Source organism: Methylophaga thiooxydans DMS010, assembly GCF_000156355.1.
Classification (GTDB): Bacteria; Pseudomonadota; Gammaproteobacteria; order Nitrosococcales; family Methylophagaceae; genus Methylophaga; species Methylophaga thiooxydans.
The window spans coordinates 79,351-99,861 of sequence record NZ_GG657896.1 but is presented as its reverse complement, the minus strand read 5'-3'; the positions used below and the strand labels follow the sequence as shown (position 1 = coordinate 99,861).

Annotated in this window: 32 protein-coding genes; 30 read left to right on the top strand and 2 right to left on the bottom strand. The window is 47.3% G+C overall.

Annotation, left to right across the window (positions count from 1 at the left end):
• Nucleotides 1–173: 173 nt before the first annotated feature.
• The gene (locus MDMS009_RS15815; protein ID WP_008290350.1) at nt 174–992 is read right to left on the bottom strand and encodes an XRE family transcriptional regulator; all 819 of its coding nucleotides are present in this window, start codon (nt 990–992) and stop codon (nt 174–176) included.
• 105 nt (nt 993–1,097) lie between these two features.
• Here MDMS009_RS15815 and MDMS009_RS06895 point away from each other — a divergent pair, with 105 nt between their 5' ends.
• Nucleotides 1,098–1,382, top strand: a complete 285-nt coding sequence (locus tag MDMS009_RS06895; RefSeq protein WP_043887910.1) for a hypothetical protein — start codon at nt 1,098–1,100, stop codon at nt 1,380–1,382.
• Here MDMS009_RS06895 and MDMS009_RS06890 read toward each other — a convergent pair whose 3' ends face one another.
• Nucleotides 1,383–1,835 (bottom strand): hypothetical protein, encoded by a 453-nt coding sequence (locus MDMS009_RS06890; RefSeq protein ID WP_008290335.1) that lies wholly within the window; start codon nt 1,833–1,835, stop codon nt 1,383–1,385. It lies immediately after the preceding gene.
• 15 nt (nt 1,836–1,850) lie between these two features.
• Here MDMS009_RS06890 and MDMS009_RS06885 point away from each other — a divergent pair, with 15 nt between their 5' ends.
• The 29 genes from MDMS009_RS06885 (at nt 1,851) to MDMS009_RS06750 (ending at nt 20,345) form a co-directional block, all read left to right on the top strand.
• Nucleotides 1,851–2,420 (top strand): hypothetical protein, encoded by a 570-nt coding sequence (locus MDMS009_RS06885; protein ID WP_008290339.1) that lies wholly within the window; start codon nt 1,851–1,853, stop codon nt 2,418–2,420.
• Entirely contained in the window at nt 2,413–4,581 is a 2,169-nt protein-coding gene (locus MDMS009_RS06880) for a transposase domain-containing protein (RefSeq protein WP_008290354.1), read from the top strand. Before MDMS009_RS06885 ends, MDMS009_RS06880 begins: the two co-directional genes overlap by 8 nt.
• A 50-nt stretch (nt 4,582–4,631) precedes the next feature.
• Nucleotides 4,632–5,396 (top strand): AAA family ATPase, encoded by a 765-nt coding sequence (locus tag MDMS009_RS06875; protein ID WP_008290142.1) that lies wholly within the window; start codon nt 4,632–4,634, stop codon nt 5,394–5,396.
• Nucleotides 5,393–6,004 carry a hypothetical protein gene (locus MDMS009_RS06870; RefSeq protein WP_008290358.1) on the top strand — a complete coding sequence of 204 codons (612 nt, stop codon included), beginning with the start codon at nt 5,393–5,395 and terminating at the stop codon, nt 6,002–6,004. Before MDMS009_RS06875 ends, MDMS009_RS06870 begins: the two co-directional genes overlap by 4 nt.
• Entirely contained in the window at nt 6,004–6,225 is a 222-nt protein-coding gene (locus tag MDMS009_RS06865; protein ID WP_008290147.1) for a hypothetical protein, read from the top strand. The genes MDMS009_RS06870 and MDMS009_RS06865 overlap by 1 nt, the downstream gene beginning before the upstream one ends.
• On the top strand, nt 6,225–6,404 hold the full coding sequence (csrA, locus tag MDMS009_RS06860; RefSeq protein ID WP_043887800.1) for a carbon storage regulator CsrA: 180 nt from the start codon (nt 6,225–6,227) through the stop codon (nt 6,402–6,404). The genes MDMS009_RS06865 and csrA overlap by 1 nt, the downstream gene beginning before the upstream one ends.
• Nucleotides 6,401–6,733: a hypothetical protein gene (locus MDMS009_RS06855; protein WP_043887799.1), complete on the top strand. Its 333-nt coding sequence runs from the start codon at nt 6,401–6,403 to the stop codon at nt 6,731–6,733. Before csrA ends, MDMS009_RS06855 begins: the two co-directional genes overlap by 4 nt.
• A 2-nt stretch (nt 6,734–6,735) precedes the next feature.
• Nucleotides 6,736–7,005, top strand: a complete 270-nt coding sequence (locus tag MDMS009_RS06850; protein WP_008290127.1) for a hypothetical protein — start codon at nt 6,736–6,738, stop codon at nt 7,003–7,005.
• Between the two features lie 13 nt (nt 7,006–7,018).
• Nucleotides 7,019–7,636, top strand: a complete 618-nt coding sequence (locus MDMS009_RS06845; protein WP_008290166.1) for a DUF3164 family protein — start codon at nt 7,019–7,021, stop codon at nt 7,634–7,636.
• An 8-nt stretch (nt 7,637–7,644) separates the two neighbouring features.
• On the top strand, nt 7,645–7,869 hold the full coding sequence (locus tag MDMS009_RS06840; protein ID WP_008290122.1) for a hypothetical protein: 225 nt from the start codon (nt 7,645–7,647) through the stop codon (nt 7,867–7,869).
• A 362-nt stretch (nt 7,870–8,231) separates the two neighbouring features.
• A complete protein-coding gene (locus MDMS009_RS06835) occupies nt 8,232–8,783 on the top strand; it encodes an HD domain-containing protein (protein WP_237700449.1) in 552 nt (183 codons plus the stop codon).
• Entirely contained in the window at nt 8,780–9,388 is a 609-nt protein-coding gene (locus tag MDMS009_RS06830; RefSeq protein WP_008290338.1) for a regulatory protein GemA, read from the top strand. The genes MDMS009_RS06835 and MDMS009_RS06830 overlap by 4 nt, the downstream gene beginning before the upstream one ends.
• A gap of 16 nt (nt 9,389–9,404) precedes the next feature.
• Nucleotides 9,405–9,779 carry a hypothetical protein gene (locus MDMS009_RS06825; RefSeq protein ID WP_008290342.1) on the top strand — a complete coding sequence of 125 codons (375 nt, stop codon included), beginning with the start codon at nt 9,405–9,407 and terminating at the stop codon, nt 9,777–9,779.
• Nucleotides 9,779–10,687: an AAA family ATPase gene (locus MDMS009_RS06820; protein WP_008290124.1), complete on the top strand. Its 909-nt coding sequence runs from the start codon at nt 9,779–9,781 to the stop codon at nt 10,685–10,687. The genes MDMS009_RS06825 and MDMS009_RS06820 overlap by 1 nt, the downstream gene beginning before the upstream one ends.
• Nucleotides 10,688–10,762: 75 nt before the next feature.
• Nucleotides 10,763–11,083, top strand: coding sequence for a hypothetical protein (locus MDMS009_RS06815; protein ID WP_043887798.1), 321 nt, complete (start codon nt 10,763–10,765; stop codon nt 11,081–11,083).
• Between the two features lie 168 nt (nt 11,084–11,251).
• The gene (locus MDMS009_RS06810) at nt 11,252–11,797 is read left to right on the top strand and encodes a glycoside hydrolase family 108 protein (RefSeq protein ID WP_008290134.1); all 546 of its coding nucleotides are present in this window, start codon (nt 11,252–11,254) and stop codon (nt 11,795–11,797) included.
• Entirely contained in the window at nt 11,784–12,362 is a 579-nt protein-coding gene (locus MDMS009_RS06805; RefSeq protein ID WP_008290135.1) for a 3TM-type holin, read from the top strand. Before MDMS009_RS06810 ends, MDMS009_RS06805 begins: the two co-directional genes overlap by 14 nt.
• Before the next feature lie 2 nt (nt 12,363–12,364).
• Nucleotides 12,365–12,592, top strand: coding sequence for a TraR/DksA family transcriptional regulator (locus MDMS009_RS06800; RefSeq protein ID WP_081443580.1), 228 nt, complete (start codon nt 12,365–12,367; stop codon nt 12,590–12,592).
• The gene (locus MDMS009_RS06795; RefSeq protein WP_008290353.1) at nt 12,593–12,928 is read left to right on the top strand and encodes a DUF2730 family protein; all 336 of its coding nucleotides are present in this window, start codon (nt 12,593–12,595) and stop codon (nt 12,926–12,928) included.
• On the top strand, nt 12,925–13,215 hold the full coding sequence (locus MDMS009_RS06790) for a VpaChn25_0724 family phage protein (RefSeq protein WP_008290323.1): 291 nt from the start codon (nt 12,925–12,927) through the stop codon (nt 13,213–13,215). The genes MDMS009_RS06795 and MDMS009_RS06790 overlap by 4 nt, the downstream gene beginning before the upstream one ends.
• Nucleotides 13,212–13,385, top strand: coding sequence for a hypothetical protein (locus MDMS009_RS16245; protein ID WP_008290347.1), 174 nt, complete (start codon nt 13,212–13,214; stop codon nt 13,383–13,385). Before MDMS009_RS06790 ends, MDMS009_RS16245 begins: the two co-directional genes overlap by 4 nt.
• Nucleotides 13,385–13,933 (top strand): DUF3486 family protein, encoded by a 549-nt coding sequence (locus MDMS009_RS06785; RefSeq protein ID WP_008290117.1) that lies wholly within the window; start codon nt 13,385–13,387, stop codon nt 13,931–13,933. The genes MDMS009_RS16245 and MDMS009_RS06785 overlap by 1 nt, the downstream gene beginning before the upstream one ends.
• 3 nt (nt 13,934–13,936) lie before the next feature.
• Nucleotides 13,937–15,463 (top strand): terminase large subunit domain-containing protein, encoded by a 1,527-nt coding sequence (locus MDMS009_RS06780; RefSeq protein ID WP_008290169.1) that lies wholly within the window; start codon nt 13,937–13,939, stop codon nt 15,461–15,463.
• Between the two features lie 2 nt (nt 15,464–15,465).
• On the top strand, nt 15,466–17,031 hold the full coding sequence (locus MDMS009_RS06775; protein WP_008290130.1) for a DUF935 domain-containing protein: 1,566 nt from the start codon (nt 15,466–15,468) through the stop codon (nt 17,029–17,031).
• Nucleotides 17,024–17,320, top strand: a complete 297-nt coding sequence (locus tag MDMS009_RS06770) for a Gp49 family protein (RefSeq protein WP_008290712.1) — start codon at nt 17,024–17,026, stop codon at nt 17,318–17,320. Before MDMS009_RS06775 ends, MDMS009_RS06770 begins: the two co-directional genes overlap by 8 nt.
• Entirely contained in the window at nt 17,321–18,538 is a 1,218-nt protein-coding gene (locus MDMS009_RS06765; protein WP_008290145.1) for a PBECR2 nuclease fold domain-containing protein, read from the top strand.
• Between the two features lie 96 nt (nt 18,539–18,634).
• Nucleotides 18,635–19,084, top strand: a complete 450-nt coding sequence (locus tag MDMS009_RS06760; protein WP_008290150.1) for a phage virion morphogenesis protein — start codon at nt 18,635–18,637, stop codon at nt 19,082–19,084.
• A 230-nt stretch (nt 19,085–19,314) separates the two neighbouring features.
• Complete coding sequence (locus MDMS009_RS06755; protein ID WP_154646946.1) at nt 19,315–19,767, top strand: hypothetical protein; 453 nt, start codon at nt 19,315–19,317, stop codon at nt 19,765–19,767.
• The gene (locus tag MDMS009_RS06750) at nt 19,767–20,345 is read left to right on the top strand and encodes a hypothetical protein (RefSeq protein ID WP_008290118.1); all 579 of its coding nucleotides are present in this window, start codon (nt 19,767–19,769) and stop codon (nt 20,343–20,345) included. The genes MDMS009_RS06755 and MDMS009_RS06750 overlap by 1 nt, the downstream gene beginning before the upstream one ends.
• Nucleotides 20,346–20,511 lie beyond the last annotated feature (166 nt).

The following is a 20,511-nucleotide window of genomic DNA, read 5'->3' as shown; positions in this document are numbered from 1 at the left end:
GACAGATGGATTAAGTAAGACGGGATATAACGGGATTTAATGGTTTTAAATGGGAAGAAGCTTTTAATAATGAGGGTTTGAGTAACATTTAAAGCTTATTTAATAATTAATTATGGATCGCGATCATTTTAAATATAGTAAACATTTAGACACATGAATTGCGATCAAGCTCATTAGTGACGACGACCACTCCAAACAACTCGCCCAATAATCGAAAGCTCGTTCTGCAAATCAAAATCCAGTGATATCTCAAAAGGCTCATAAGCTGGATTATCACTGGTAACCTTTAACCGCTGACTTGGTAGGCGCTGTAGCCGTTTAACTAGTAATGACTCACCCATTCTGATTACATAGATGCCGTCACGTTTAGCAACGTTGTCAGTGTGATCAACGAGTATAACGTCGCCTGGACGCAATGCAGGCTCCATGCTCTCACCTTCTACATAAATCAGATATAAATTAGCTGGGCTGCTGTGTAGCTCGTTATATATCCATTCTTTTTTGAATATAAGTGCATCAGTTTCCTCTTCCTCGTGAATGACATAACCGTTGCCAGCTGATGCTTTTACATCAAACAGTGGGATGTGGGCGAATGTTTCCATAATGCTACCAGTTCCTGCTGAATAGTCTTTGATGCTCGATCCCACTTCTTCGTTGGAAGTGGGATCGACTTGCCCCACTTTAGATTTTCGATCCCGCTTTTCATAAGTTTCTGATTCGTTTGAATTTCTATGTGTTGATGATGAATTATCATCAACATCTAAGTGGGATCGAGTTGGAAAGGTTTCGTTCCCCGTCAGCACGTAATACGAATTAAACCCAAGCCCTAATATTTTTTCTAAATAAATAGCATCAGGGCTACGTTCACCTTTTTCATATTTGGCTTGTGACTGCCTTGTGATTCCAACAAAGTCAGCAACATCCTGCTGGGTTAAGCGTAGACGCTTACGCTCCTCTAGTATTCTGCCGCCAATGTAAACTAATGATTCCATTACAAGCCCTTGACAATGTTATTTTATGTGTACATAATTTTTGCAGGTGTTATGTTTTGTTTGCATTTATGTAAACGCTTATATATTTAATTACGGATTGTAACAATGAACTACAAGCAAATACATCAAGCATTGAAAGCCAAAGGTCTTTCTTGGTTAGTCGCTGGTGAAGTAATTGGTTGCACTCATCAGCATGTAATGAATGTTTGTGCAAGACGAGCGGAAAGTTTAAGAGTTGCACGATCAATATCCGTGCTAATCGAGAAAGATATTGCAGCAGTTTTTCCGGATATTCCCCGCTATCAGTCTGATGTAAAAACTGATCGCCAAGCCAAAATTGATCAAGCAAAAGCGCGTCTGGCAGAAGCCGGTCTTGCTGAGAGCGCCTAATCATGGTTGATAACTATCCGCATCAAGAGCACTTACATCCGCAAAAAGCACGCGCCCACAAAGCAGTTCAAACCAACGGCGATTCCAGTTCGGCGGCACAAGGTAAGTATCGGCTGGATGAGTGCGCTTCAACGTCGCAATCAAACTTTTTAGTTGATAAAGACGGAATGCCAGTTTCTCCTGGGTTTGGTGATCCAGATCGCCAATCTGCTTACAAAGCGTCGCGGATGAAGGCGGCAATACGTTTTCAACAACTTGCCAAGCAACAGTCTCAGCGAGTTGTGGAAGTTCCTCTGAATTGTCCGGTTCACGTATGTCCGATTTGTCAACTTTCAATGCTTTTAAAAAAGCTGATAGCTCGGATAAAAGCATGGTCGATGAAATGATGATGAATCCATCATTCTGCCCGTGTAAATACGCGGCACTGACGGGTGCTGGTCTGGTTGTTTTCACTTTGTTATCTCCTGTTTGGTTAAAACGCAGAACCAGCCTATCCCGTGCAGTACTGCCGCAACAATCAATAAATTTGGAAGTGGTGTTGTGATGAGAATTCCAAAAAGTAAGGTGGCTTGGAAACGCATCCAGCCGAACAATATAAAAGACGCGCTGCGGCTTAATAAAGAGTACGCCAGACAGTTCAAAAGGCTAACTGTTCCAGCTATCGCTGAACTGATGGCTGTCAGTGAAGACCGCTTATACAAATGGCTCTCTACTGGTGATATGCCAGTCAGTTTTATCCCGGCATATGAGCATATCTGTGAGATGGATTATGTCACCCAATATCTGGGTTACCGAAGTAACAAGCTGATGATTCAAATCCCCACAGGGAAAAAAGTGGATGAACTAGGTTTAGCCGAACTACAGCAGCTTTCTGCAGATGCAATGAGTTTGCTAATCAAGTTTTATCGTGAGGGTGAGTCGGTAGATATCCTTACTTCAGCGCTCACTCGACTGTTAGCTGGCGTGGCATACCACAGAGAAAATGTTATCTCTCAGAGTCAGCCAGGTCTAGATTTTGAGGGCGGTGAAGATGACTGAACAAAACAGGGAATGGTTCACAGCAACTGAATTAGCAAACAAACCAGGTCTTCCAAAGTACAAGCGTGGCGTTAATCAGCAGGCCTCAAAACAAGGCTGGAATACAAGGCAAGTAAAAGTAAGAGGTGGATCAGCAAATGAATACCACCTTTCCAGCCTGCCAGTAGAAACTCAGGCCGCGTTGATAAAACAACACCTGCCGACCCCAGTTAAGAGCAGCTCGGAAAGCACTGAATTTAGCTACGATCCTCAAGCATTATGGCAGCACTATGACAACAAGCCACAAAAACAAAAGGACGCAGCTCAGAACAAACTCAACCTGCTTTTGCAGGTCATGGCTCTGACAGAAAACGGTGGCGCCACACTTAAGAATGCCTTCTTACTGGTGGCTGATCAAAACGACATTAGTGAACGCACCATGCAAGGCTGGTATCACGGTACCAAGAGCAAGAAAGGGGTGAAATTCTATGCTCGTCAAGACTGGTTAGCCGCGCTGGTACCCGGCTTTGTTGGCCGAACGGTCACAGCAGATATGGATACTGAGGCTTGGGAATTTTACAAAGCCGATTACCTTCGCCTGGAGCAGCCAGAGTTCGAAGCCTGTTACTACCGACTACAACGTACTGCAGCCGAACAAGGCTGGAAAATCCCCAGCAAAAAAACACTGGAACGTCGCATCAAAGCCATACCGCTGGCAACCCGCGTTTATCTACGTGAAGGTGAAGCCGGTTTGATCAAACTGTTTCCTGCCCAACAGCGAACAGTCCAAGAGCTACATGCGCTTGAGTGGATCAATGGTGATGGCTACCAACACAACGTGTTTGTTCTATTGCCAAATGGCGATGTAACGCGCATGAAAACGTGGTTCTGGCAGGACGTCTACAGCCGCAAAATACTGGCTTACCGCGTCGATGAATCAGAAAACACCGACTCAATCCGAGCCAGTTTTGGCGATGTTGTGGATCAGTTCGGCATACCCGAACACGTCACTATTGATAACACCCGCGCTGCAGCCAATAAATGGATGACCGGTGGCGTTAAAAACCGCTATCGCTTCACCGTAAAAGAAGATGATCCACTCGGCCTATTCCCTACGCTCGGTATCAAAGTGCACTGGACATCAGTGATTGGCGGCAAAGGACACGGTCAGGCTAAACCTGTCGAACGTGCCTTTGGTGTTGGTGGTCTTGGTGAATATCTGGACAAGCATCCTAAGTTTGAAGGTGCCTATACCGGCCCAAACCCAATGGCCAAGCCAGAAAACTACGCCAAAAAAGCGGTACCCATTGAAACGTTCCTAGCAGTACTGGAACAAGAAATCATTGCTTGGAATGCCAAACCGGCTCGACGCACTGAAATCTGCAACGGCACAAAAAGTTTTGATCAAGCTTTCACCGAAAGCTATCAAACCGCCGTTATCAAAACAGCTAACCAAGAACAACGTCGCATGTGGCTGCTGATGGCTGAAGCCATCAAAGTGCAGAAAGATGGATCATTTAATCTTGATGCCGGATCAGCCACAGGACAAGGCAAAAACCGCTACCACGCGCCAGCGTTGCTCGACTTTGCAGGCCAGAAGATTACCGTTCGTTTTGACCCTCAAGCGCTGCATGAAATCGTCTATGCCTACACCTTAGATAATCGCTATATCGGTGAGGCGCAATGTATTGAAGCTACTGGGTTTGGTGATACTGAAGCGGCTCGAAGCTTCAACAAGCATCGCACTCGCTTTATCAAGGCCACCAAGCTGGCAGCGAAAGCCGAAGTCGCGATGGATGCAATGGAAGTGGCAAGTCGCCTGCCTTTGCAGCCACAGCCTGAAGTCGCCAACCCGAAAGTGGTCAGACCACTTCGCCCAGCGCCAGAACTAGGCCGACACATACCGCAGCCACAACTAACTGACGAACAAAAACAGGATCTGGCTACATTCCAAGCCGAGTTCCAACAGCCACAAGAGCCTGCAGCACAAATCATAAGAAATGATGACCCCAGAGCGCGCTACAAGCGTTGGGTCAATTTAGACCGTCGGTTGCGAGAAGGGAGTCAACTCTCAGCAGCTGATCAGAAATTCTGGGCGATGTACCAGAAAGGCGATGAGTTCCGCTTTATGAGCGAGTTCAGCGCTGACTTTGAGAGCTTCGACGAAACTGTCGAGGCATAAAAAAACAAACCCGCTGGCAGGCGGGTAAGTAAAACGTGATGAGGTAAATAATGACAACAAATCAAAACGTGGTCAACTTGGGAGACAGAGTCGAAGCCTCTGTCACCACGGCACCACTGAAAAACGTCATGCTCTGTACACGATTGCTGGAACAAGCGATGAATCGCCCAGCACATCTACCAGGTATGGTCACTTTCTTTGGCCCGAGTGGCTGGGGTAAATCGTTTGCTGCAGCTTATGCAGCGAATAAATACCGCGCTTACTACGTTGAATGCAAAAGCACCTGGACAAAAAAAGCGCTGCTCCTTTCCATTCTCAAAGAAATGGGCATCCAGCCAGATAAGACCAACTATGACATGGTCGAGCAAATCAGTCAGCAGCTGGCGCTGAGTGGTCTGCCGCTCATCATCGATGAGATGGATCACATCGTCGAAAAGAAAGCCGTCGAAGTAGTGCGTGACATTTATGAAGGATCAAACGCTGCCATCCTGCTGATCGGTGAAGAGAAGCTCCCGACCAAGCTGCTCAAGTGGGAACGGTTCCACAATCGAATGCTGGCTTGGCAAGGCGCTCAACCTGCCGATCTGGAAGACACACGACAACTGTCCCAACTTTACTGCCCGGACATCACCATTGCTGATGACCTGCTCGAACGCATCCAGCGTGAAAGCATGGGCGTCGCCCGTCGAATCTGCGTCAATCTCAACCAAGTTCAGCAAGCCGCCTACTCAGCTGGTACCGACCAAATCGACGTCAAACTCTGGGGTAACCGTCCCCTCTATACCGGCGACGCACCCAGGAGGAAGGTTAAATGACACAGCCTGTTCATATCACAAGAGCAAACGGCAAGCTGTCAGGTAGAGATGCCTGCTGGCAAGCCATACGTGAATTGAAAGTGTTTTCTTTACTTGACCTGGAAGCACACACCAGTGATCACAAACAGCTGAATGAAGTGAATCGCCGAACAGCCAGAACCTACGTGATAGGGCTGGAAGGTGCTGGCTATCTGGAACGCACCACCAAGCGCATGGGCGGTGCCATTGTCTGGAGGCTGACTCGTGATGTCGGTGTGAATGCACCTCGCGTCAACCGCAAAGGTGACCACGTCACTGGTGGCGAGAGCCGTGAACAGATGTGGCGAACCATGCGAATTCTGAGTGATTTCAGTTGGCGTGATTTGGTGGCATCAGCCTCTACGGAAGAAACACCTATCGAACCGAACACTGCCAAGGATTACATCACCTTTCTGGCTAAGGCGAATTATCTCAAAGAGATAATCCCAGCCAACCATGGTGGTGGTCTGGCGCGATACAAACTATTACCCGCGATGAATACCGGTCCAAAGCCGCCGATGATTCAACGCATTAAACAAGTCTTTGATCCCAATTTAAACAAGGTCGTATGGCCAAAGGATGGTGAGTAATGGATGAAGCGACAGTAGACGTAATTCAACAATTAATGGCATGGCACCAGAAACGAGTTGATGAATTGCAGCTGATAGTGGATCAAAAAGGTGCCTCTATCAAAATCGGTGAAGAGATTGAAATAACCGATCCGGAGGTGCTCAAAGGCGTTCATTTAGGCGTGAAGATTAGTTTGTCACTGCTTGGCAAGTTACCCATTTCATTAAAGGAAGGTGAGTAATGCTGATTTTAACAAGACGTGTGGGCGAAGCCCTGATTATCGGTGATGACGTTGTCGTGAATGTGCTTGGTACCAAAGGTAATCAAGTCCGGATCGGGGTTGAAGCCCCAAAAGATGTCTCTGTTCATCGTGAAGAAATTTATAACCGCATTCAGAAAGAAAAGGATGACAACAAATGAGCGACTGGAAACAAGTACTCAAAACCGAATGTGAGAAAACATCACAAGCCAAGGTGGCCGCTGTTCTCAGACAGAATGATGGCTTTCCTTCACCAACCGTGATTAACCAGGTCATCAAGAGTAAATACCCCGGCAGAACTGACCGACTGCAAGCACTCATTGAAGGCAAGTTTATGTCCGGCAGTGTGCAATGCCCGGTGGTTGGTGCTATCCCCAGCGACCAATGCATTGAATACCAAAGCCGCCCGTATGCAGCAACAAACCCGACACGCATTCAACTTTATAGAGCCTGCCGTGGCGGCTGTGAACACAGCAAAATTGGAGCCTAATCATGAACAAGAATTTGGGTAACGACATCATCAGCAAAAAAGTAGAAGACGTTCGCCACTGCTTAGCAGAACTAGCACGACGTGGCCTCACCATTACCGATATCAACATCGGTGAAGCCAGAAAGCCGACCATCACCATCGTCGGCTACAACGACAGTCCAGGTGGACTTAAGGGCGGCACAAAAACCCGCATTAAAACCGGCCTACGTCGTCTCGAAACCTACGCCACAGAAGTCAGCGGCTGCCAGGTGCAGTGGAAAGTTGTGGCTTAAACAGGAGTAACCCATGAATACAGCTATCAATACAGAGCAACACAAGGTGAACGCACAAGGTCACCTTGTACCCATTAGCAAAATCAAACAAATCGATCTGGATCGTGATGATCTTATCGAAGAACTGTTTGGTAAGGCCGAGTTGCTGCGAGAGCAGATGGTCGCCTTCAAAGCTCAGGCGATGAATGACGTTTATGCCTTCGTCGAGCTTGTTGCAGAAAAATACGATGCCAAGCTCGGTGGCAAAAAAGGCAATATCAGCCTCACCAGCTATGACGGTAAACGCCAGATTCGCATTCAAATGGCCGAGCTGTTGCACTTCGATGAGCGTGCTGAAGCAGCTAAATCCCTGATTGATGAATGCATTCAAGAATGGTCAGAAGGCAGCAACGACAATATCAAAGCCCTGGTCGATCACGCCTTCAAAACCAACACTGAAGGCCAGCTTAGTGCTGCCCGAATCCTCGGACTGCTGCGGCTGGAGATTGACGATCACAAATGGAAGCAAGCCATGGAGGCGCTGAAAGATTCGATGCAAATCACTGGCTCCAGCGCCTATGTGCGTTTCTATTACCGCCCGACCACCGAGAGCAAGTTTCAGAATCTGGCTCTCGATATGGCTGCTCTGTGAGGTCTTCTATGGAAATGATTGTATTCGAAGACAGGGGCCAGGACTTTCTGGAGTGGGACATCGATGAAGATGGCGTCGTTGTTGATTCAAGACCATTTCAGGCTGGTATCTGGAGTGGCACGTTTGTATCAGACATAAAAGTTGGTGAGCGACCAACCGTCACCAGTCCCCGTGATGGGGTTCAACGACAGTTGAAGTATCGCGTCATCGATATTCAGCCTAAATCCGCTTAACCAACGGCGCGTCAGCAGACAGGTGGTGCCAGCAAAAAACTAACAGACTGCAGCTGAGACGGTGGGTTTTATAACCTTTCTCCCCGCCGGGCAACGCCGACTGATCCACGAGACGGATTACTTAGCCCCTTCGTTGGGGTTAAGGCAGTGAAAAATCCGGGAGATGATATGGATGAATTAAGGAACCCAATCTGTTTTGCACGTTGCATCTGGCGGTCGCTTAGTCGTGGTCGGTATATATCTGGTCACAAGTACAAAACAGCAAAAGAGGTTACACCGGAAAACATTCATATCCTCCGCTGTAAACATTGTGGCCATAACTCCATTGCATGGAGCTGGGGATCGTTAGAGGAATCCAAATAATGAACATGAAAGAAGCAAGCGAGATGCGACCAGACATACTCACTATCAGTGGTGAATACTTTAACTTTATGTGTCCTGAAGAGTCTGAGTTCGACATTTACGTTGCCGCTCATGGCCTATCAAACATTTGCCGCTTCGCTGGCCACACTAATAAGTTCTACAGCGTAGCCCAACATTCGGTTTATGTGTCTGAAATTGTACCGCCTGAAATGGCTTTGCACGGACTGCTGCATGATGCCGCAGAGGCGTTTGTTGGTGATGTGGCCAGACCACTGAAAAACCTCTTGCCCGATTATCGTGAAATAGAGAAGCGTGTTGAAAAAGCCGTGTTAGGCCGTTTTGGGTTAGACGCTGAGATGCCTGCAGAAGTGAAGCACGCAGACTTGGTCTTGTTAGCCACAGAGCAGCGTGACTTGATGGCACCACACGATGATGAATGGCCGTTAATTAAAGATATTGAGCCATTAAAAAAAGCCATTGAACCAGTGTCTCCCAGCACAGCGTTTTTAATGTTTGTTGGCCGTTATCTACAAATCGTGGGGCAGCTATGAGTTCAAGACAAAAGCTAATCCAGCTTGTTCATATCGGCGCTAGCCGCTTGTTTAAGGACGAAGAAGCTCGTCGCACATGGCAAGGAGACCATACCGGTGAACGTTCGTGCAGCAAGATGACGGACAAAGAATTGAAACATTTAGTCAATTTGCTACGTGATGCCAAAGCGATTAAACCACCTAAACGCGCAGGCAGAAAGCCATTCAATCGCAGCCCGTATATGGCAAAAATTGAAGCCTTACTGACCGATATGCAACTCAGTTGGGAATACGCTGAAACCATAGCCTGGCACGTCACCGGTGGTAAAGGCCATGCAACAACAGGCCGTCCTGGTATTGAACGTCTGGAGTGGGTGCACAAGCGTCAGCAGTTTGAAGCGATCATTGCCGCGTTATATCAGGAACAGAAAAAACGCAGCCTGCTGCAAACCGTTGAGTACCTACTGGATGCCATGAACCTGAGCGAAAGCTATGTCGAGAAGCTGGTAGCAGGCCGTGCGAATGCCAGCAAGTGGCGTCGTAATGTGCCGCTACTCAATGCCATCGTCGATCACCTTAATGACAAAGTCGCGTTTGAACGTGCCACTCAAGTAGCGCTGCCATAAGCAAGGTACCGAGCCAGTGAATTTACCTGATTATTTACCACCTGTAGCCAGAGAGATAGCCGATGTGATCGGTCTTGATGGACTGTTGCGTCTGGTGAAACAGTTCGGTGGTGTCACTATTCGAGTGCCGGGGCAAGGTGACCTAAAGCAAGTGCTTAGTCCAGATCAATACAAACAGTTCGTGCATACCTTCCGTAATGAGAAAATCGCCATCCCCAAGCTTCAAGCAAGGCTATACCAAGTGGATCTGGCAGAGACAAGCCGTCTGCTTGATCAAGGCTTTACCAAAGCAGAAGTCGCCCGGACACAAAAAATTACTGAACGCGCTGTCTACAAACGCCAGGCTAAACAGCGTCAACTTGAAAATGACAAACAACAGGATCTCTTTTAATGTTCGATTTTATCAATCCACTCACAACTGATGACTTCAACGATAGTGTTGAGTTTTTATACCCTAATTTTTTGCCTAAAAAACAAATCACTATGATCTATGCCGATGGCGGCATGGGTAAAAGCTGGTTGCTTTTCGGGCTGGCAAAATATGCCACTGAACACAACAGTGGTAGTGAGCAAGGCGCGATGAATGTGCTGTACATCGATGTCGATAACCCCATCAGTGTGCTGAAAGAGCGTGGCATCGAACATAAACTGATCGAAGCCTGCCCGAATCTAACCTACTCGCACCGCAGTAAGTTCAATGGTGAGCCACTCGAACTGCTGGATGAGCTTGAAAACAGAGCCTATGGCAACGCGTTTAAAAACATGCTGCTGATGCTGGACAGTCTCAGAGACTTTGGTGATATCAATAATGACCTGACAGCCATGCGGATCGGCAACAAGCTGAAAAAGATACGTGACGCCGGTGCCACCATTATTGTGTTGCATCACTCCACCAAGAACGGCAGCAACTATCAAGGATCAAACAACCTACGTAACAGCGTCGATAATATGTACCGTCTTATCAAAGCGGACTCGCCCGAAGGTGAAATTCGCTGGCTGCTCGAAGTTAAAAAAGAACGTGCTGCCATTGCCAATATCGCACTAAGAATAGAAGTGGCAGATCTGTTTTTAACCGAACTGGATCTCGACGAAGTCACACTCAACGATGAAGAAAGAGCGTTTATCGACAAGGTAAAAACCGTGCTGAAGGAGCAAGGTAGTTTGAATAAAACCAAGCTACTGGACGCCTGCGGTCACAAAAAAGATGATAAAACCGCCCGTGATAGACTAGATCGCTTTGACCGTATTCACTGGCAATCTGAGAAAATAAAAGGTGCTTACACCTATAGTTTGGTTTAACAACCACTACAACGCGAACAACCTATCTGCTAAGTTGTAGCGGTTGTATCGGTTGTTGATAAAAGGAACTTAAAAATGAAAAAACTCGCTTTTTGTATCTATGCGCTACTACTTTCTTCATCAGTTTTTGCAGCCGATGACTCACTCTTCCAGCCATGGTGTGATGCTTTCACTGCTCAGGGTATGGTGAGTTTGGCAGCGAATCGCATTTATGGCAGCCCCAGTACATTGAATGATGAGCAGTATGAGTCGCGTAGTAACTGGGTAAATAATAGCTACCGAATGGCAGCTGAGAGATTTGCAGCCCGTTCCGGGCAGAGTTTTGAAAAAGTAGATATGGATGCAATGTCAAACGGTTGGGTTCAACGGTGTCAGCTGAAAGACCAAGTCCAATGAATCTTATAGGTAAATTTCCAGCTTGGTTATAACTTCCAGCCAGTCTGAAAAAAATAACTCAAGATTGCCCAGACTTCTAAAACCTGCTTAACTAAATTGTAGTAACACCCCAGCGCCCTGAACTCATTCAGGGCGTTTTTGTTTGTGCCAGAAAGCATCATGCAACCCATGGACACAAACAAAACCTACCCAGAACTTTTCCTCAAAGCAGTCAATCATGTCTTGAAGATTGAAGGCGGCTATGTGGATGATCCAAACGATGCCGGTGGCGAAACCAACTACGGCATCAGCAAGCGTCAATACCCCCATCTTAATATCAGACTGCTGACATTAGATGATGCCATTGCACTCTATTTCCGTGACTACTGGCAAGCCTATGGCTGTGGCGATTTGCCACCAGTCATTGGTTGTTTCTTGTTTGACTCGGTAGTAAACCACCGGCCCAAAACAGCAATCAAATTCCTTCAATGCGCTTATCGCGTGGAAGTAGATGGTGTGATCGGTGATGAAACGCTTGGCGCTATCAGACGTTTCGCTAATAACGAAGACTACCTTACTAACAAGCTCACTCTCAGCCTTGCCTATCGGGCTGACTTCTATCATGACCTCGCCGTTGAAAACCCATCACAAGAACGCTTCATTATGGGCTGGATGCGCCGTCTGTTTGTGTTGCAGCAATTTATCAATACAGAGGTGACTCATGGAGCCGATTAGCATTGCTTTAGGATTAGCGCAATTCGTGCCGGGGCTAACCCGGCTTTTAATGGGGGATAGGGCTGGTAACGTCGCTGATAAGGTTGTTAAAGCAGCCAATGCAGTAACGGGCGCAGGTAACGCTGATGAAGCCTTAGCCAAAATAAAGCATGATCCAGAGCTTCAACTAAAACTGCAAAAAGAAATGAACGTTATCGTTCTCGCCGAACTAGAAGCCGAGAACAAGCAGTTGGCCACCATCAACGCCACCATGCGAACCGAGTACACCTCTGGCGATTCATTCGTCCGTCGCTGGAGACCTTTCTTCGGTTACACCATTGCCGTGACATGGTTTGTACAAATGTCTGCTTTGGGCATTGTGATCGTTATTTCACCGAATGACGCTCCTGCTGTTATCAATGCCATGGTCAACCTATCTGGTATGTGGGCAATCGCGCTTGCTGTGCTGGGTGTCTCAGTGAAAAAGCGTTCTGATGATAAACAAGTGTCAGCCGGACAAACGCCACCTCCGGGCGTATTTCAGAATCTATCTACTCTTTTAAGCCGTAACAAGGAAAGTAAATAAGCATGGTGGACGTGTTCGACCGCGCCCAGGAGCGCGAACAAAAAGACAGGGATATCGCGATTCAGACGGTGCTTCGAAGTAGCAGAGAAACAGAACAACCTGATGAAGAAAACGGTATTCGCTATTGCTTGGATTGTGGTGAGCCGATTCCAAATAAAAGACTGGAAGCAAGACCAGACGCGGTGCGCTGTGTGGACTGTCAAAACATTAAGGCTAAGCGGGAGCGATAAATGGAATTAGATTACACCGCATACAGGTTTTGGTTTGATGTGTTTCTGGCTTTTTTGTTTGCAGGTAATTGGGTTTACACCTGGCTAATCAATCGCCATCGCGTGAATAAAACAGAGATTAAAGAAGTGAGCCAGCAGATAGTTAAAGTAGTTAGCCGAATGGATATCGTTGAAGAGCGAATGAATGGTGCACCAACGCATACCGACCTTAGCAATATCTACAATCGCATGAATGGAATGAGTGAAAACATCAGCGAAATGACTGGCTCTTTGAAAGCCATGACAACCCAGCTAACGCTAATCAATGACTATCTGTTACGAGGAGATAAGCGGTGAGCTTTAATCAAATACTCACAGAATCTATTCGTCTTGCCTTATTGCAGGCATTGGAGCAAGACCCTGGCTACTCGCATAACGAAAACATCTTGCAAATGATTTTGGCCAGTGTTGGTCATGATGTGTCTGCTGATCGTGTTCGTACCGAATTGCGCTGGCTGGAAGAGCAAGGTCTGCTGGCGATTACAACGGTTGGTGAATTGTTGATTGCCAAGGTGACTCAGCGTGGCGTCGATGTTGCGCTGGGGCGGAGCCGAATTGATGGTATTGGGAGAGCGCGACCATGATTAGAAAATTAAAGAACTGGCTGTTACAGCAAGATATAAAGAGCTTCGGCAAAGAAGTGTTAAAGAGTGTGGTTATTTTTTGCTACATCATTGCCGCTGGTTATTTCTTTGGTGTTGGGATGTCACATTCTTATTCACCCATCACCATCAGCGTAGAGACGACTGAATAATGGCTCGCGCCTCATCCATTGAGCAATTGCCAGCCGATATTCTGGAGCAGCTGCAAACCCTGTTGCGAGATCCGCGAGTCTCACAACTGGATGCCACAGCACAAATCAATGCCATCCTTGAACAGCTCGGCACTGATGATCGCGTCAGCAAGTCTGCGGTCAATCGATATGCCGTCAAGATGAAAGATGTCGGAGCCAAACTACAGCAATCACGCGAACTGGCCAGCATGTGGATCGGCAAGCTGGGCGCTGCACCGCAAGGCCAGGTTGGTAAGTTAGTCAATGAAATCATCCGCACGATGGCGTTTGATTCAGCAATGCATATGGCTGAAGGTGATACCCCTGTAGAGCCAAAAATGCTGGCTCAATTGGCACTCGCTGTTCAGCGACTGGAGTCAGCGGCCAATATGAATGAAGAGCGAGAGAAAGCCATCAGAGCCGAAGCCGCTAACGAAGCTGCAGCGACAGCTGAAAAGTCTATGGTCAGCCAAGGCATGAGCCAAAAAGCAATTGATTCAATCAAGACAGAAATACTGGGGCTGGGTTAAGCGATGGGCGCTGCTTTAGCCATATACAAAGATTACGATCCGAATGATGTCCTGCTGCCATATCAAAAGAACTGGATGGCAGATGACAGTATTCTTAAGCTTGCTGAAAAGTCACGACGTACAGGTTTAACTTGGGCTGAAGCAGCCGATCAAGTATTAGCCGCCTCATCGTCAAAGGCTGCGGGCGGTACCAACTGCTACTACGTTGGTTCTAATAAAGAGATGGCCGTAGAGTTTATTGATGCTTGTTCGATGTGGGCTAAGTCATTCAATAAGGCTGCCTCAGCCATTGAAGAGGAAATCTTTGAAGATGAAGACAAAGATATTCTCACCTTCACTATTCGCTTTGCCAGCGGCTTTAAGATTCAGGCACTCAGCTCACGACCCAGCAATATGCGTGGTCGTCAGGGTAATGTCTGCATTGATGAGGCGGCATTCCATGATGCACTTGATGAGCTTTTAAAAGCTGCGTTAGCTCTGACGATGTGGGGCAGCAAAATTCGAATCATCTCTACGCATAATGGCGTAGAAAACCTGTTCAATGAACTCATCGAAGACAGTCGATCTGGAAAAAAAGATTACAGCGTTCATCGAATCACACTGGATGATGCGTGTGAAATGGGTCTCTATAAACGCATCTGCCAAATTCAGAAAATTCAATGGACACAAGAAGGCGAAGACGAATGGAAAGCTGGGCTTCGTAAAAATACTGCCAGTACCGAAGATGCCGAAGAAGAATATGACTGCGTCCCCAAACAAGGCGGTGGCACCTATATCAGCCGCGCCCTACGTGAGTCCCGCATGCATGATGTGCCGGTGCTGCGCTATTCCGGTACCGCCGAGTTCAACCTGTGGCCAGAGCATCTTCGCCAGGCAGAAATGCTGGCCTGGTGTGAGGTTAATTTAAAGCCGCTTTTAGACCAGTTAAATCCCAATTTACGCCACGTTTTAGGCGAAGATTTTGGTCGCTCCGGTGACTTAACCGTGCTGACACCGATGACCATCAGTCAGCAGCTCAGGCGCGTAGTGCCATTTATGGTTGAACTGCACAACGTGCCGTTCAAGCAGCAAGAGCAGGTGCTGTTTTATATCTGTGATCGTTTGCCTCGATTCAGTGCGGCCAAGCTGGATGCCCGTGGTAATGGTCAGTATCTGGCAGAGCAAGCCAAGTACCGCTATGGCGTCAATGTGGTCGAAGAAGTGATGCTTAGCCAAAGCTGGTACCTGGATAATATGCCCAAGTTCAAAGCTGCGTTTGAGGACGACACCATTCTTATCCCGCGTGATGCCGATGTCGCAGACGATATCGGTGCGCTGCAAGTGATTAAAGGTGTACCGAAATTGCCCGATGGTAAAACCGATGCTGCCAAAAGCCGACACGGTGACGCAGCGATTAGTTTGGTCATGGCGCATGCTGCCAGCTTTGATTTGGCTTCACCGATTGAGTGGACAGCAGCCCCCAGCAAAACCGAACGCGACAACCCCGACAACGACTACAGCAGCCTGATGCAAAAAGGCGGTGGATGGTAACAATGGAACAAGTAAGAACAAGTCAAATCGTAGATGCCGCTGGTAAGCCAGTACAGGTGCGAGAAGCACTGAGTGAAGAGCAAACATCCAAGCTCGGCTTTATCAGTAAAGAGTTTGAGAACCATCCTTCAGGTGGTTTAACACCACGCAAGTTAGCCAGCATTCTGCAAGCAGCTGAACAAGGCAATCTGGTCGAACAGGCCGACCTGTTTGAAGATATGGAAGAAAAAGATGCCCATGTCTTTGCGGAAATGAGTAAGCGAAAACGGGCGTTGATGGGTGTCGATTGGGATGTGGTCGCACCGCGTAATGCCGATAAAAAAGAAGAAGCGCTTGCCGAAGAGGTCAAAGAGTGGCTGCTTGACATGGAAGACTTCGAAGATCACCTTTTCGATATCGGTGATGCGATTGGCAAAGGCTATTCGATGCTGGAACTCGGTTGGCATAAGCTGGGTAAAACGCTGTTACCAACGCTAGAGCATCAATCAGCACGCCTATTTACCATCGATGAAAATGATCGCAAAAAGATTCTGCTGCGTAACAGTGGTGGCAGAGGTGATGAATTGTGGCCGTTTGGCTGGGTAACGCATGTTCATAAAGCCAAGTCTGGCAGCATTGCCCGTGGCGGTTTGCATCGTATCCTCGCATGGCCATACCTGTTTAAAAACTACAGCATTCGGGATCTGGCCGAGTTTCTGGAAGTCTATGGCATACCAATGCGACTCGGCACTTACCCCAGCGGTGCCAGTGATGAAGAAAAAAATACCTTGCTTCGCGCCGTCATTGGTATCGGCCACAGTGCTGCAGGCATCATGCCCGATGGTATGGATGTCGATTTTAAAGAGGCCGCCAAGGGAGCCAGCGACCCATACCAGTTTATGATCAACTGGTGCGAGTCGGTTCAGTCTAAAGCGATTCTCGGTGGCACCTTAACCAGTACGGCACAAAATACCGGTCTGGGTTCTAACCTGGGTGATATCCATAATGAAGTGCGTCATGATCTGCTGGTCAGTGACGTGCGGCAAATTGCTGGCACCTTAAACCGTGACCTACTTTGGCCAATGGTTGCACTCAATATTCCCGGTGCCGATCCACGCCGTGGCCCACGTATCAAGTTCATCTCTGAGGAAGGTGAAGAACTTAACGAACGCGCCGAACGCGATAAGCTTTTGTTCGATATGGGCTACCGGCTTAACCAAGAAAAACTGACGGAGATCTATGGTGAAGGCTATGAACCGGTTCCAACTAACACCCCTGAACAAAATGATGCTGCACGCCCGAATGCCGCCGCTACCGCTGCAGCCAAAGCCGGTGATAATGAAACAGAGTTAGATGGTGTTGTGAATCAACTGGCAACACAAGCACAGTCACCGTTAGACGACCTTTATAACCGTATTAAATCCTTATTAGAGGAAGTGGATGATAACGGTGGCACGCTAGAAGACTTTCAGGATCGCCTGGTCGAAGCATTCGGTTTTCTTGACCCGGAAGAACTTGCTGACGTGATTCAAATGGCGCTGGCCACCGCTGAGCTGGCTGGGCGTTATGAGGTGTCTGAAAATGACTGAAATAGAAAATGAAATTCAAAAGAAAGAACTTAACGCTCCAAGGTTAACTCCAGATATGCTTCAGGCTGTAATCAAGTCAGAGCAGTATCACGTATTTGAAGGAAGCCAATTAACTGTCTGCTGCTTAACTTTACAAAATGGCTTTACTGTAACAGGTGAATCAGCTTGCGCTAGTCCAGAAAACTTCGACGCTGAAATAGGTGAGAAGATAGCCTATGAGAATGCCAAAAATAAAATCTGGCAACTGGAAGGTTATCTGCTGAAGCAAAAATTGCATGAAGCTGGCTAAATGAACATCAATTACGGCTCCATGCCTTTCAATAAAGCGGTTGATGCGTTTCGTGACAAGCTGAACCTGCCGACGGCATCCTGGACAGATATCTATGAGGGCCAGCATGCCCGTGCCTTTGTCATTGCCGGGGCGATGAAAGAAGACCTGCTTAACGATTTTCGTTCATCAATGGACAAAGTGATTACTGAAGGCATGAGCCTGAAGGACTTTCGCAAAGACTTTGATCAGATAGTCAGCAAGCACGGCTGGGGCTATAACGGTGGTCGCAACTGGCGCAGCCGGGTTATCTACGAGACCAATCTGTATCAAAGCCATAACGCTGGTCGATATGCCCAGATGCAGCAAGTCAAACACACTCGACCATTCTGGCAGTACATACACAATGATGCTGTCGAGCATCCACGGCCAGAGCATGTAGCCTGGGACGGATTAATCCTTGATGCCGACGACCCATTCTGGCAGACCCATTACCCCCAGAACGGCTGGGGTTGCAAGTGTCGGGTCAGAACACTCAGCAAACGCGATATGGATAAGCTCGGTAAAACTGGCCCGGATAACGCTCCTGCAGTAGAACTGGAAGATAAAGTGGTCGGTGTCCGAGGCCCGTCGCCTCGTACCGTAAGCGTACCCAAAGGTGTTGATCCGGGCTTCGCCTATAATCCAGGCAGAGCCGCTTTTGGTGAGCAGCTGGCTGATGATGTGATGGCGCAATACACAAAAACACGCACTCAGTGGACAACGCTCACACCACAAGGCTGGGCTGAAGCTGGCAGAGAACAACAGATACCTTTCACCAAGTCGCCGGTGAAGTTGGGATCACGCTTAAATAAAAAAGCAGAAGTATATGAGCAGCTGCAAAAACAAGTGGGTGAAGAGAAACTCTACACCCCCGGAGGCTTACCGTTTCTGCTCAACAGCAAGGCATTATCAGAACATATTGATCCCGCCCGTGCTGAGTTCCTGCCGTTACTGGACGACTTGCTGACCAATCCTTATGAAGTCTGGTTATCGTTCCAGCAACACAACGGCACTGGCAAAGTGGTGCTGCGCTCTCGCATTGTCAAAGCCTACGATATCGGTAAAGGCCGGTACCTGGTCGCGGTGGCCAATGTGAGAAAGGGGTTACTGGAAAGCTGGACGTTTATCCCGACATCACGCCGTAATTACCTGAACAGTCAGCGTAAGGGGTATCTGGTGTATGGGGATGAAGAATGATGGGGCCACTTTTCCTGACGCACCAGGTTGGCGGGTTTTTGATGCTATGGGCGTACGCGCCAGCATCGCAACCGATAAACATAGTATAGGTGAATAATGGCAGGCGCATCAATCAGTATCGACTATAGCTTCCCGGATAAAGCCATCGCCGCCCGGCTACGCGCCCTGGTCGATGCCGGTGAAGACTTGGAACCCGCCTTTATCGATATCGGTGAAGGTTTACTTAACAGCACCCATGATCGATGGGATCAGCAAGTCGATCCTGAAAGTAACCCATGGGAGCCACTCGATCCGAAATATCAGGCACGTAAAAAGAAAAACGCCGACAAGGTGCTGGTGCTAGAAGGATTCATGCGTGACACGCTAGCCTATAACACCAGCAGCCAGAGTATGGAAATGGGTACCAACCTTATCCAGGGCGCGACCCATCAGTTCGGTGATGAAGACCGAGGTATTCCCGCCAGGCCCTACTTGGGTGTGTCAGAAGACGATGAACAAATGATAATTGATACCCTTTACGAACACTTTCAAGATGCACTACGTTGAATCTCTGTGTGCCGTTCTAAGCTGTTTTAACTGTTGATGTGCGGTCAGTATTGGAATATAAAAGTATTAAACGATTGTGCGGGAATTTAAACGGGGTTAAGCGGTCTTTAATAGTGTTGCTATTGCTTGGATATGTAAAACTGTGACAATATGCCTTATTATGGATAACTACTAATAGGGAGTAACCCTGATGCTGATGGTTTGATTGGTGTCGGGTTTTTTTGTGCCTGATGGCAGACAAATATCAATCAAGAACAGACTTACTCGTTGAAAATGCATCGCTTCGGGGAAGTATCGCAACAATGCGAGCTGCTGAGTGGTCAAAAACTATAAGGTGGTTTATTGCTGGGTCAGCATTGGTTTTAGGGCTATATCTTTTATCGCCAGTTGCAATTTCATGGGCTGGTAAAACAACAAAAGCTGATATTGGCATTAACGCGAAAATCCACGCTGAAATTAACAAGGATGAAAAGTCAGCTGAAGAGAGTAGTTATCTAGTTGGCTTGCTCGGTGGTCTCTTTGGTGTGTTCGGGATTTTATATGGTAGAGGTCAGTCAAGACATAGAAAAAATGTGGTTGAACGCTATCAACCATATAAAGAGATGTATGAAAAAGAAGTGGACAGTAAGAGAACATCTAGTGACTTAACGCCAAGAGGCGAAACAAGACCGGAGGATGTGTGATGGATTCACAATTGAATGATTCAATATTACTGATCGCGTTATTTATTGGGATTTGGTACGCCTGGTTTGTTGAGTATAGAAGCTATTTGAACGACTCTACTCGTCAGCGCCTTTTTGATATACGTGATCAATTATTCAATGCCGCTGAAGCGGGAGAAATTGATTTTGATAATGAATTGTATTGCATTACACGCACGACTTTGAATGGGGTGATTAGATACACCCATCAGTTAAGTGCGATGCATTTTATCCTGACGTTATTTTTGGGCCGGAATGATATTAAAAATAGTCCTCAGTTAAAACGTTATCAAGAGCGTTGGGAGGATGCTTTCTTAAAAACAGAGTCAGAGCATCAAAAGAAACTGATATTAAAAGCCCAAAAAGAAATGCACCTTACTGTCTTTTATCACATTGTCAGAGGTTCACTCTTTTTAAGGGCGGTACTATATATGACGGCATTGCTCCTAATTCTAAAAAATCGCAAGATTGATAATGCTGTCACGTCAAAAAGTGTACGTAGTAAATGGACAATGCTGGATGCTGAAGCTAATTGCATAGGTCAAGCGGTTGCATCTTAACTTCTGATTGTTGCCGTTTTTATGCGTAGACGGTATCTTCAATAACAACAAATATTTAATGCCCTGAACTGTTTCAGGGCATTTTTTTTGCCCCGCATTCGTAGAGTGGCACCTGTTCTTGAAATAAACGACGAACAGGAGACTCGCCATGACATCATTCCCTCAA